The organism is Microbulbifer sp. HZ11 (assembly GCF_000708675.1).
Taxonomy (GTDB): Bacteria; Pseudomonadota; Gammaproteobacteria; order Pseudomonadales; family Cellvibrionaceae; genus Microbulbifer.
Genome location: NZ_JELR01000002.1, coordinates 848,311 through 861,077 on the forward strand (window position 1 = coordinate 848,311; position 12,767 = coordinate 861,077).

Below are 12,767 nucleotides of genomic sequence, written 5' to 3' on the forward strand. Positions count from 1 at the left end.
CTGCGCCGCCCCGCCTGTGTAGCACGGTAACACCGAGGTAACACCTGCGGGGTTCATGCACACAATTGCGGCGATCTACACTGTGCAACATTTGACCAACCCTACCCGAAAGGGCATTTTTTGGTCAAATTGTTTTTAAATAAACCTGTCGTACTGGACTAAGCAGTAGTTGTATTCATCCCGCTCCGAGGCCGGGTAACAGTCCCGGGCCACCTCTTTCCAGTCTTCGGCGAATTTCGGGAAGAAGGCGTCACCTTCCACTTCAGCATCCACTTCAGTGATGTACAGGCGGGTGGCCAGCGGTAGCGCCTGTCGATAAATCTCGGCACCACCGATCACCATCAACTCATCCATCCTTTCCGCCTGCGCGCGGCGGTCCGCCAATTCCAGCGCAGCTTCCAGAGATGGCACCACTTCGACACCCTCCGCCTGCCAGTCCGGATTGCGGGTGACAACGATATTCACACGCCCGGGCAGTGGGCGCCCGATGGATTCGAAGGTTTTGCGCCCCATGATCACGGGCTTGCCGAGGGTGGTGCGCTTGAAGAACTGGAGGTCGCCGGAAATCTTCCACGGCAAGGCATTACCGCGACCGATTGCGCGATTGCGGGCCATCGCCACAATCATGGCGACGGGTGTGTGGGTGGCCGTCATCACACGGCCACCGGAGCCGGAATATGTGGATGCGCTTCGTAACCGCGGAGCTCGAAGTCCTCAAACCGGAAATCGAACAGATCCTTGATCTCTGGGTTGAGCACCATTTGCGGCAAGGGCAGCGGCTCGCGGGATAACTGCTCTTCCACCTGCTCGGCATGATTGGAATAGAGGTGCGCATCACCAAAGGTATGCACAAAGTCGCCGGGCTTGAGACCGCAGACCTGCGCCAGCATCAGGGTCAGCAGACTGTACGAGGCGATATTGAAGGGCACCCCCAGAAAGATATCCGCGCTGCGCTGATACAGCTGGCAGGACAATTTGCCGTCCGCCACGTAAAACTGAAACAGCGCATGGCACGGTGCCAGAGCCATTTTGCCCGCCCGCGCATTCTCACTGGGTGACACGCCTTCATCCGGCAGGTCCGAGGGATTCCAGGCGCTGACAATCAGACGGCGGGAATCCGGACGGGTCTTGAGCTGGTGAACCAGCTCTTTGATCTGGTCAATATGACGGCCATCGGCGGTAGGCCAGGAGCGCCATTGATAACCGTAGACAGGCCCAAGGTCACCCTCTTCTGTTGCCCATTCGTCCCAGATGCGTACACCGTTTTCCTTCAGATAGGCGATATTGGTGTCGCCCTGCAGGAACCACAGCAGCTCGTGGATGATGGAGCGCAGATGGCACTTCTTGGTGGTAATCAGCGGGAAGCCTTCGGCAAGGTCAAAACGCATCTGGTAGCCGAACACACTGCGGGTGCCGGTACCGGTACGGTCGCTTTTCAAAGTGCCGTTGTCGCGCACGTGGCGCATCAAATCGAGGTATTGCTTCATCTATATACAGTCTTGAACGCAGGTATAAACCGTCTTGAATTCGGGGGCGCGCGGGCCGTTACTTGGCCGCGCTCTTTTTCAGTTTGCCGGTGCTTTTGCTGGCTTTGGGTTTCGCCTCGGGCTCAGGGTCTTCACCCTGACTGCGCCCCTCCGGCAAGGGTTGGGTACGGTAGCTCCAGATCAGGAGCAGGATGCCACCGACGATCATCGGCAGGCACAGCAACTGGCCACGGGTCATCCATCCAAACATGACTTCGACGCCTACATCCGGCTGGCGGACGAACTCCACCAGGAAGCGGAAGATACCGTATAAAAGAACAAACAGGCCACCGACCGCTAGACGCGGGCGCGGCTTGCTGGAGTAGATCCACAGCACCACAAACAGTACCAGACCCTCGAGGAAGGCTTGATAGAGCTGGGATGGGTGACGCACCAGAAGCTCCGGGTCGCGGGGGAATACCATGCCCCATGGACCGTCGGTCTCGCGACCCCACAGCTCCTGGCCGATAAAGTTACCGATACGACCCAGACCGAGGCCAATGGGAACGAGGGGTGCGACAAAGTCGATCAGAGCGGGGAAAGTTGTGCCGATCTTGCGCGCGTAGATGGTGGCCGCCAGCATCACGCCGATCAGACCGCCATGAAAACTCATGCCCCCTTCCCACACCTTGAACAGGCTCAGCGGATGGGCCAGCAATTCACTGAAGTTATAAAAGAACATATACCCGAGGCGACCGCCCACCACCACGCCGATGGCACAGAACAGGATCAGGTCCTCGACTTCCGACTTGATCACCGGCGACCAGGGCTTCTGCGCGCGCCGCATCGCCAGCCACCAGGCGGCGGCAAATCCGGCCAGGTACATCAGGCCATACCAGTGAATCTTGAGCGGCCCAATGGCCACCGCAACGGGATCGATCTCGGGGTACGTCAGCATACTGAAACCGCGGTTGGTAAAATTGGGCGTTATTATGGCACTGACAAAATGACGATTGCGAGCTGACATGTGCCTGCTGTTGATTGCCTACCGGCAACACCCCAAGTTTCCACTGCTGCTTCTGGCGAATCGGGATGAGTTTTACGCGCGCCCCACGGAGCCTGCCCACCCATGGGCGAACAGTCCGATTACCGCGGGGCGGGACCTTCAGGCTGGAGGCACCTGGCTGGGGATTACCCCGGGCGGGCGGGTGGCCGCGGTCACCAATATCCGCGAGCCACAGGTACCGGAACCTGAGGGCGCGCTGTCTCGCGGCGAGATTCCGGTGCGTTTTCTCGAAGGAGAGGAGTCTCCCGCGGCGTTCGCAAAGGGGCTGGCCGGTCAGCGTTATCGCGGCTTCAATGCGCTCTTGTTTGATGCCCGACTCCTCGCCGGTGGGGCGGCAGCATCACTGGTCTGCGCCGGCAATCGCCATCAGCCATTCGCCATTACAGCGGGGGTGCACGGTATCTCAAACGGAGCGCCGGATGCCCCCTGGCCCAAGGTCACCCACGGATGCCGGGCACTGGCCGAGTTAGCCGCAACTCTGCCCGACTCACTCGGACAGGATAATTTCGTCACTCCAGCCCTGAAGCTGCTCGCCGATCACAGACGGGCAGCCACGGAACAGCTGCCCGATACCGGTGTGGGCGAGGCGCTGGAAAGCGCGCTGTCCCCTATATTCGTGCGTATCACTGCGGACGATGCGATGCCCGACAGCCCACTTTCTGCAGGCTACGGCACCCGGCTAAGCTCACTGGTGGCGGTCGATGCTGATGGCGGCGCGCAATTCTGGGAACAGGGCTACACGGACGGACTGGTCAGCGGTCCGCCGCAGTATTTCCAGCTGCCCGCCGGCTGAGCGCTACTCCCTTAGCGCCGGTCGTCAGTTGCTCAACACGCCACACTGGCGCCCATCCCCCTGCGTTCTGAACCACCCGCCGGGCGCAAAGGCCAGATGCGCCAACTTCCTAGAGTTAAATGATTCCAGCGCCAAGCAAATTTCGCATTTGTTGCCATACTTAAATTCACAGGCAGGCGGATGTTGAGATACGCGCAAGGCGACGTGCTCAGTGCCCGCTTTTATAAAAGGAAGGTCGCGCGGGATGCTCGGCTAAGGTGCGCCGTCGCTGGAATTTTTTTCCGGCGATTGATGTGGATAGGTGCGCCGATGGTTGGGAAGGTATGAACGATCGGGCCCCGGCTTCCGCACTGTAAACCGGCGCCCTGCAGTATCGCTGAGGTACCATGTCATATTTCATTCCAGAGCGTCGCAAACGCAAATCACCGCTGCCGCTGATCTTTCTCGGCAGTCTGTGCGTGTTCGCCCTCTATTACGCTTTCACTGCCAATCAGAAAACGGTCCCGGTTCTGCCGGAGAATGCCGTGCGCCCACACCTGGTGAACTGGCTGGAGGACAACCCTGACGCCTGGCCCGCTCAGGACCCCATCTTCAACCCGGTGGCGGTGCGCCGTATCTATCGCCGCACGGACTACCGGTTGCTGTGGTTCGATAACTACAGTCTGAGCGACACCGCGAACGATCTGCTCAAGCAGCTCACCGCGTCGAGCTCCGGAAATCCGAGCAGCATGGTGGACTACCGCTACCACCTCGGGTACTTCGACCGCACACTGCGCGACACTCCGCAACGCCTGCAGATGGCAGCGGTACTCGACGTGTTGCTGACCGATGCATTTATCTCCTACGCCCAGGACACCCAGCTGGATAAGCTGCGCCCCCAGGCCCCCAGACAACAGCCGCGCCTGCGTATGCGCAAGAAAGACATCACCCCGGTGAACCTGACCGAGGGCGGGTTTCAGATGGCCAGTGCACGGATCTCCGATGACTTCGGCGATACTGCCGAGCTCTTCGAAGGCCTGCAGCTTGCAGCCAATGATTACAGCGGCACCAGCGGTCGCCAGTATTTCCGCGGCTACAATCGCGGCTCCCAGTCCGTAGACCGCTCTCGCTACTATACCCAGCGCTCCTCTCAAGGCCAGCAGGGCCGGGTGTACAGTAGCGGTTCCCGCTATGGCACCAGCCACAGCGCGCGCTACTCGACCCGCAGCTATCCACAGTCCTACCCCCGCGTCATGCCGCGCTTTCGCAACCTGTCCGAGGAGGGATCAGGTCTGACTCCGTCTCATGGCGAGGGCATGTACATTGAGGAGAACACGCCCTTCGGCAGCGATGCCCAGGCCCTGCGCGAGCAGCTGGTCCGCTATCGCAACATGGCCGCTTCCGGCCAGTGGCGCCCACTGCCCGCAGGGCCCGCCATGACGCTGGGAGCCAAGCACCCCAATGTGGCGCATCTGCGCAACCTGCTGACGGTCTATGGTGACTACTACAGCTACGGCGGTGAGGCCAACAGCAACCGCTTTGACCAGCGCCTGCACGATGCGGTAGTGCGCTTCCAGCGACGCCACGGATTAAAACCCGATGGCATCGTCGGCAAGCAAACCCGTCAGCGCATGAACATCTCCCCATCCGCACGTGCGCATATTATCGAGACCAATATCCGCCGTCGGGAAAAACTGCCGGCCAACCTGGGGGACCGCTTCATTCAGGTGAATATTCCCGGATATAGCCTCAACTATGTGGAACACGATCGCATCAAGCTTTCCATGAACGTGGTGGTGGGCAAAAAGGTTCACCAGACCCCCGAGATCAATACCCGGGTGGCCCGCGTGGTGTTCAATCCCACCTGGACAGTACCTCGCAGCATTCTGGTAAACGAGATTCTGCCCAAGGCCCGCGCCAACCCCCACGGCATGGAAAATCTGGGTTACCGGGTGGTCAACGGCAGCGGCGAGTATCTGCCCCTGAACAGCCAGAACCTGAAGCGCGCGGCGGCCGGTGGCTTCCTGATGCGCCAGAAAGGCGGCGAGCAGAACATCCTCGGGCGGGTGAAGTTCGAAATCCCCAACTCGGATGAGATCTATCTGCACGACACCCGGGCCAAGAGTCTGTTCAGCCTCACCGACAGGGACTACAGCCACGGCTGTGTGCGCCTGGAGAAGCCCCGCCAGCTGGCCGAAGTACTGCTGCGGGACGAGCCCGGTGACTGGAGCCGCTATCGCATAGAGCAGCTCACCACGGGAGACGACACCACCGAGGTGCGCATGAGCAAAAACGTCAAGGTATACCTGACTTACTGGACAGCCTGGGTCGACGGCGAAGGACGCATGAACTTCCGCCCGGATATCTACGGTAAAGACGGCCTCGCCGCCAACCAGTTCTAGCTCCACAGCCAGCCGCGGGCGGTGCCACAACCGGCACCGCCCTCCCCCGAACTTCTCTCACTGCCCACGGCTTCGCCGGGTGGTCCTCCACCCGGCACTCTTTACCCCACCCCCATTTCCGGTCCCCAGCCCCCGCAGACAGGGCATATTCCGAATCAACCCGACAACCCGCAAGCGCATACCCCAATCGTATTTGGCGCCAATCCAGTCACAAATTACCAATTAAGACACTGCGCACACTGGTGCGTGCGGATGATTGAGTGGTTTACGGGGCTGAGTGCTTTGCCCCGATAGCGACAGGGGTCAGCGATGGGTAGCAAGTTGGGATTTCCAGTCAGTCTTGGAGCGGCGATGGTTCTGTCACTCTCCCTCGACACACTGGCAATGAATGATGAGAAAAATACGGCACAGGAACAGCCCGCGGGGTCACCGCAAATCGAAACCGATCAGGGGAAGCAGCCACCCGCGAAAAGTGACGCCACAACCACCTTGGCATCCTATAGCCCCTACACCCCCTATGGGCGGCAGTATGCCCTGATGCGCGAAGAGCTCGCGCGCTACCAGGTACTAAGCCAGGGGGATGACTGGCAACCACTGCCCGCAGGTCAGGCCCTGGCGCCGGGTATGCGCGACGAGCGGGTCAGAGTGCTGCGCAGCCTGCTGATGCAGTATGGAGACCTGGCACTGGTGGATGATATGGCCAAAGCCAGCCTCCAGGGCGCGCCCGCTAACGGAGGCGACAAGATACCCGCAAGCAAGAATCCGGCCGACCTCTACGATCAACAGGTTCGCAAGGCTGTGGAGCGCTTTCAGCGTCGTCACGGCCTGCGCGCCGACGGCATCGTCAACACCCATACCCGCAATGCACTCAATACCCCACCCGCCAAGCGCCTGACCACTCTGCAGGCCAACCTGGCGCGCTGGCAACAGATGCCCAAAGACCTGGGCCCCCGTTATCTTCTGGTCAATATTCCCGAGTACACCCTGCGGCTGGTGGACGGGGAGAAAGAGCAATATCGCATGCGCGTAGTGGTCGGAAAAACCGATGCCCAGACGCCTCAACTGAGCACACGCCTGACCCGGGTGGTGTTCAATCCAACCTGGACAGTGCCGCGCAATATCGCTGTACGCGAGTTGTTGCCGAAAGGCTCAGGCAACCTGTCCGCCGGCGGCTATCGGCTGGTCAATAACCGCGGCAAATCGGTGCCCTTCAGTGGCGCCAACCTGCGTGCCCTGCGCCTCGGCAGTGTGGCACTACAGCAGCGTGGTGGAGCGGGGAATGCTCTGGGCCGATTCAAGTTTGTGATCCCCAATCAACAGGCCATCTTTCTCCACGATACGCAGAAAAAAAATCTGTTCGGACGCAGCCAGCGCGCCTTCAGCCACGGTTGCGTACGCCTGGAAAAACCCGATGAGCTGGCACGCATTGTTCTCGCTCAGCAAGGCCGCCCCGGAAAATGGGACCACGACCGCCTGGCCCGTTACACCACCGGTAGCCGTACCCGTTCCGTCGCCCTGGACCAGCCTATTCCAGTGCACATCGTGTACTGGACCGCTTGGGTCGACGAGGAGGGAGAGCTGAATTTCCGGCCCGATATATACCAGCGCGACCAACAAGCGGCCGAATGACACCCGGGGGTAGCCATGCGTAAAGACAAATACATCGACCACACAAAACCGAAAAGTGCGCAGCGACGCTGCGCAGCACCACCTCGCCACACCCTGGCGGTAGTGGGCTTTTGCGCCCTACTGCCCCTCTATGCCGCCGCGCAGAGCGAAGAAGAGTCGGCACCCATTCTGCCCATTCAGGGATTAAGTACCGAACAGCAACCCGCACAAAACACACCTTCGACTGCGGGGGCAGGTAGCGACACAAGTAATCACGCAGAGAGTGACGCAAGTGGCGATCATACTCTCGCACCGCAACAGAGAGCCGATCGCGGGCACGACGATGCACAGAGAGCCATAGACTTCACCGCGACGGCTGCTGCCCTGCGCGAGCAGGCCGCCCGCTACCGCCAGCTTGCTGACCAGTGGCAACCGATCGACGAGGGTGCCCCGCTGCGACCGGGCGACCAGGGCCCAAGGGTTGCCCAACTGCGCAAGATTCTGAGCCAGTACGGCGACTATCGCGGCGCGCTCGGACCGGTCATTGTGGAGAGTGATGTGTCGGATCGCTATGACGCCGGGCTTCAGCGAGCGGTGGAGTCCTACCAGCGACGTCACGGTATGGAGGCCACAGGCCGCGTGGATACCGCCACGATGAATGCGCTCGCACGCTCCCCCCGTGAGCTGGCCGACAAACTGGAAATCAATGCGGAGCGCTGGGAGAAGCTGCCAGCGAACCCCGGCGACCGCTACATCCTGGTGAATGTGCCCGACTACCAGCTACAGCTGATCGACCAGAAGCGCGTGGTACTGTCGATGAAAACGGTGGTGGGCAAGAGCAGTAAACGCACCCCGGACCTGACCACCAAAGTGGTCTCCGTGGTGTTCAACCCCACCTGGACGGTGCCCCGCAGTATCCTGCTCACGGACCTGCTGCCGAAAGCACGCAACTTCCCCGAGGCCATGCACAAGCGCGGCTACCGGGTGGTGAAGTACGGCACCAATACCACCACCCCCATCAATGAGAAAAGCCTGGAGAGCGCCGCCCGCGGCAAGGCCACCCTGCGCCAGATCGCCGGCCCCGGCAATACCCTCGGGCGGGTGAAGTTCGTGATCCCCAACAAACAGGCGATCTTCCTGCACGACACCCAGGCCCAGAGTCTGTTTGAGCTGCGCCACAGAGCCTTCAGCCACGGCTGCATCCGCCTGCAGCAACCGGAAGAACTCGCCTATGCACTGCTCGGCCAACAGGGCTGGGACCGGACCCGGGTTGCCCAGGCAACCACCGGTGACGAATCCGTCACCATTAAGGTGGACAAGCCGCCACGGCTGTTCATCGCCTATCTCACCGCCTGGGTCGATACCCTGGGACAGATCCAGTTTCGCCCGGACATCTATCACCGGGATCACTGAACCACACCAGCACCCGAAACTCTCAGTCAGTCAGCGTTTGCGGGGAGGCCAATGTGCCTCCCCGCCGCGCTATAGGCCTTTTGGTAGTCACCCGGCCCGCGTCAGGAACGGGTGGTGAAAACCCCGTTTCCCGCCCCGATATCACCCTGACTGCTGACTTTCGACGCGCGGCGTCGGATAGGCGTTCTTCTGCCAACGGAAAACCCTGTACCCGAAACCACCGAGTCACAGAAAAATAATTTCCCACTTATGACAACGCTGTCACCACATTTTCGGAACATAACTGGACCCTGTAGGCAAAATAAATTCGAGCGGCCTAGAGCATTAGAAAAAAATATCCAGGTTATTTTTTGATCAATTTGTTATCAGAGCTGATCGGTTTGTAACCAAAGATTATTTTTTATACAGTGCAGACATCGCGAGAGGCACCGGAAGCAACTCGAAGACTAGAGGCCCCCTAAGGGCACAACTCACTCAGACACCAAAGGCGGTAACAGGGTATGAAAGAACTTTCCAGACGCAGGTTTTTAGCAGTTTCTGCAGCTACCGCGGCGGCGGTTTCGGCCGGCCCCGCTATGGCAAAAGTGGGCAAGTCGCGCAATCTGAAAATGCGTAACCTGCACACCGGTGAACGCCTGAACACCGCCTACTGGGCGGATGGCGACTACGATAGCAGCGGCCTCAAGCAGTTCAACCGACTGCTGCGCGACCACCGCGCCAATGAGGTAACACGCATGGACCCGAAACTGTTCGACATCGTGTACAAACTCAAGGAAAAACTGAACTACAACGGCGAGATCGAGATTATCTCCGGATACCGCTCGCCCAAGACCAACGCCAAGCTCCGCGCCGCGGGTCGCGGTGTGGCACGCCGCAGCTACCACACCCGTGGTATGGCACTGGACATCCGCATGCCGGGTGTATCACTGTCCAAGCTGCGCCAGGCGGCCATCAATCTGAAGGCCGGTGGTGTGGGTTACTATCCGAAGAGTAACTTCGTACACGTGGACACTGGCCCGGTACGCCGCTGGTAATCCGCAGCGATCCCGACCGGTAAACAGGTTGGCCATAAACCAGAAAACCCAGGCAATGCCTGGGTTTTCTGTATCCGCGGAGTAGTTTATTCCGCCGCTGGAATGGTTACGCTCACCGGTGTCATCTCCTCTTCCCGGGCGGGCACTTTGGTGTCACCGGAGATCAGTCCCAGCAGCTTTTCGACCTGCTGCCGGCTGCGTTGCAGCTCGGCCGGCGCTGCCAGTTCGATGGGGTCCTCCATCTTCAACAGACGCTCTTCCAGTAGACCGAAGGTTTCCGCTAGAGCCGCAGTCTGATGGCGATCCAGCAGCAAATCCGCCAGCCCACTGCCCTCGCCGGGCAACCATGCCACCTGCACATTGCGCAACATTGCCAGCAGTGCCTGTTTGGAATTTGCCGCCAACCCGCTCTCCACATCACTCTCGGAGCTCTCGGGAATCCGCGGCAGCACCTGATTGCGCAGCAGATCGATATGTGCCGCGCGGATTCGCTGCAGCCGCGCCACCGGGTCTCGCGCCAGGTAGGACTGCGACAGATCATTGGCGGTCACGGGCCAGCGATTGGCCAGCTGCGCCATGTCTTCGCTGATCCCCTGGGTAATAAGGCGCGTCAGTTCCCGACGCCGGTTGGAAGCCTGAGCCTTCGGCTCTTCACCGCCGCTAGACTCGCTGAACTGCTCCGCGGAGCGTTCACTGGTAGGGCCCCATAGCATAATTTCCAGGGCGTGAAAGCCGGTACTCGCCTCCTCGTGGGCGGTAAGCCGGTGCTGCTTGCGCAGATTGGTCAGGGTCAGTTCGATGGCCGTATCGTTGACAATGCCGCTGGTGGAGTAACCCGGTACCGTATCCAGATATCCAGCCTGCACCGGCCAGCTGTTCAAGGCGAGCAACAGATCCTTGCCCTGCTGCTGCAACTCCGTCGGCGCAAAGGCCACCTCGATAAATGGCATCGACGCGGAAAACTCCCGATGCGCATCCAGCCAGGCCAGCTTGGCAGACTCCAGATGATCCTCGGTGGGAGCCATCAAAAGCTGCGCCACCGCCCGCTCCAGGGCCTGAGCCGCGGCCTGGGCATCGATAATCTGCGCCTGACCCGCCTGCCAGTACTCGGCAGAATAAGCTTCGGCCGCCGCCTCATTCACTGCCTGGGCAGGTACGGGCACCGTTTCCACCTCTTCACTGGTGGGCGTGGGCTTGCGCTCACACCCGCTACCCAGCACCAGAAAACCGCTGAGCATGAGCACCAGAGACATGCTGCGGGATACTGCGTTTTTTCGCTGTTCAAACAAACCCTAAGACCCTGTGTTTACACTGCAATTTAAAGTAACGTCCGGAATAGCCGGCCCCGGCCTACCATTCCAGCGCGCTGGCAAAATCTTCCACATCGCCACGCAGGCTGATCACTTTCCACCCGCGAGCCTGCGCCTCCGCGCGCAGACGGTTATCCGGATCCACCGCAATGGGATACTCGACCTGCTGCAATAACGCCAGATCGTTAATGGAGTCACTGTAGAACCACTTTTCGCCCTCAGCGTACTGAGGGTGCGCCTCGAGCCATTGGCGCAAACGCACCACCTTGCCCTCCTGGAAGCAGGGCTCGCCCGCTACCTGGCCAGTGAACTTGCCGTCAACCTCTTCCGGCTCCGTCGCCAACAGGGTATCCACCCCCAGGCGTGCAACGATCGGCTCCACTACAAAGCGGTTAGTGGCGGTAATGATCATGATGTGGTGGCCAGCGTCACGGTGCTTCTGGATCAGGGTTTCCGCGTGCGGCAGCCAGATTTCCCCGATCACTTCCCGCATGAATTCCTGCTGCAAATTCTGCAGCTGGCCACGGGATAACTGGGCCAGCGGCTCCAGCGCGAACGAGAGGTACGCAAAAATATCCAGGGAACCCTGCTGGTAGTCCCGATAGAAGCGGTCGTTCTCGCTGCGGAACCGCTCCCCATCCACACAATCACGCGCTACCAGGAATTCACCCCAGGCGTGGTCGCTATCGCCACCAATCAGCGTGTTGTCCAGGTCAAAAATCGCCAGCTGCACAGAAATCTCCTTAGTTGACTATAGGGCACCGGTGGCGCACAGGTTGCCCTGCCGGGAAATTTTTTGCGCCGAATTCAGACCCGCTCACACCCGGGTGCGGACGGAGGTACCACTTCCGTTGGTTGCTGTCCCTTTTTCAGGGCGTGAGATTTTACCTTGCTGGCCAATACGTTACATCGACCACCTCACTGAATTGCCGTAAACCAGTCCCTGTGGAACAATGCAGGACATTATGGTGCGCTGGGGTTACTCCCCCTCGACGATTTGCGCACCGGCAAAATTGAGGACGGTATTTTGGGCGACGGCAAGCAGACACCCGCCGGGCGAAAGCACCGCCGCAGACCCGCCAGATCTTCCGCGCGCAATGACCGCCCCAACGGCGGTAAACCCCAACGCAAGGCCGCGGCGGAAACCTCTGGTACAACTTCGGGCAACGACAGCAACATCGACAGCGAGGGCTTCCGTCCCAACGTCGGTATCATTGTTCTGAATGAGCGCGGCCAGGCTCTCTGGGCGCGCCGGGTAGGCGGAAAGGACGCGTGGCAATTCCCGCAGGGGGGCATCAACCCCGGCGAATCCCCGGAGCAGGCGTTGTACCGGGAACTCTACGAAGAAGTAGGGCTGACCAGAAGTCAGGTGACCCTGCTCGGCAGCACCCGCGGCTGGCTGCGCTACCGGCTGCCGCACCGACTGGTGCGACGCCGCTCGGAGCCTCTGTGCATCGGCCAGAAGCAGAAATGGTTTCTGTTACAGCTGAATGCCGAGGAAAGCAACATCAGTTTCAATAACGGTTACAAACCGGAATTTGATCACTGGCGGTGGGTGAGTTACTGGCACCCTCTGACCAAAGTGGTGACCTTCAAGCGGGAGGTTTACCGGCGCGCCCTTACAGAGCTGGCGCCCACGCAAATACAATTGGAGAGACGCTGGCTGAAACGCGACCAGTAACCCGCACAGGCGGTG

11 protein-coding genes are annotated in these 12,767 nt (G+C 60.2%); 6 read left to right on the forward strand and 5 right to left on the reverse strand.

Annotation, left to right across the window (positions count from 1 at the left end; all coding sequences use genetic code 11):
- Positions 1-135: 135 nt before the first annotated feature.
- From AU11_RS11290 to lgt, 3 genes are read right to left on the reverse strand one after another with little or no spacing between them, the layout of a single operon-like run.
- A complete protein-coding gene (locus tag AU11_RS11290) occupies positions 136-654 on the reverse strand; it encodes a dihydrofolate reductase (RefSeq protein WP_043319455.1) in 519 nt (172 codons plus the stop codon).
- Positions 654-1,487 carry a thymidylate synthase gene (locus AU11_RS11295; RefSeq protein WP_043319457.1) on the reverse strand — a complete coding sequence of 278 codons (834 nt, stop codon included), beginning with the start codon at positions 1,485-1,487 and terminating at the stop codon, positions 654-656. Before AU11_RS11295 ends, AU11_RS11290 begins: the two co-directional genes overlap by 1 nt.
- A gap of 58 nt (positions 1,488-1,545) precedes the next feature.
- On the reverse strand, positions 1,546-2,424 hold the full coding sequence (gene lgt, locus AU11_RS11300) for a prolipoprotein diacylglyceryl transferase (protein WP_043320439.1): 879 nt from the start codon (positions 2,422-2,424) through the stop codon (positions 1,546-1,548).
- Between the two features lie 67 nt (positions 2,425-2,491).
- Here lgt and AU11_RS11305 point away from each other — a divergent pair, with 67 nt between their 5' ends.
- The 5 genes from AU11_RS11305 (at position 2,492) to AU11_RS11325 (ending at position 9,761) form a co-directional block, all read left to right on the forward strand.
- Entirely contained in the window at positions 2,492-3,325 is an 834-nt protein-coding gene (locus AU11_RS11305; protein WP_043319459.1) for an NRDE family protein, read from the forward strand.
- A 386-nt stretch (positions 3,326-3,711) separates the two neighbouring features.
- Positions 3,712-5,706, forward strand: coding sequence for a L,D-transpeptidase family protein (locus tag AU11_RS11310; RefSeq protein WP_043319461.1), 1,995 nt, complete (start codon positions 3,712-3,714; stop codon positions 5,704-5,706).
- 309 nt (positions 5,707-6,015) lie between these two features.
- Positions 6,016-7,335: a murein L,D-transpeptidase gene (locus AU11_RS11315; RefSeq protein WP_043319463.1), complete on the forward strand. Its 1,320-nt coding sequence runs from the start codon at positions 6,016-6,018 to the stop codon at positions 7,333-7,335.
- A 15-nt stretch (positions 7,336-7,350) separates the two neighbouring features.
- Complete coding sequence (locus tag AU11_RS11320) at positions 7,351-8,727, forward strand: murein L,D-transpeptidase (protein WP_081848073.1); 1,377 nt, start codon at positions 7,351-7,353, stop codon at positions 8,725-8,727.
- A 500-nt stretch (positions 8,728-9,227) separates the two neighbouring features.
- Positions 9,228-9,761 (forward strand): DUF882 domain-containing protein, encoded by a 534-nt coding sequence (locus tag AU11_RS11325; RefSeq protein ID WP_043319465.1) that lies wholly within the window; start codon positions 9,228-9,230, stop codon positions 9,759-9,761.
- 86 nt (positions 9,762-9,847) lie between these two features.
- Here the strand turns inward: AU11_RS11325 and AU11_RS11330 are convergent, their stop codons facing one another.
- A complete protein-coding gene (locus AU11_RS11330) occupies positions 9,848-11,014 on the reverse strand; it encodes an imelysin family protein (protein ID WP_043320441.1) in 1,167 nt (388 codons plus the stop codon).
- 97 nt (positions 11,015-11,111) lie between these two features.
- Positions 11,112-11,804: an HAD family phosphatase gene (locus AU11_RS11335; RefSeq protein WP_043319467.1), complete on the reverse strand. Its 693-nt coding sequence runs from the start codon at positions 11,802-11,804 to the stop codon at positions 11,112-11,114.
- A 444-nt stretch (positions 11,805-12,248) separates the two neighbouring features.
- Between AU11_RS11335 and rppH the strand changes: the two genes are divergently transcribed.
- Positions 12,249-12,752, forward strand: coding sequence for an RNA pyrophosphohydrolase (rppH, locus tag AU11_RS11340; protein ID WP_043320442.1), 504 nt, complete (start codon positions 12,249-12,251; stop codon positions 12,750-12,752).
- The last annotated feature ends 15 nt before the right edge of the window (positions 12,753-12,767 follow it).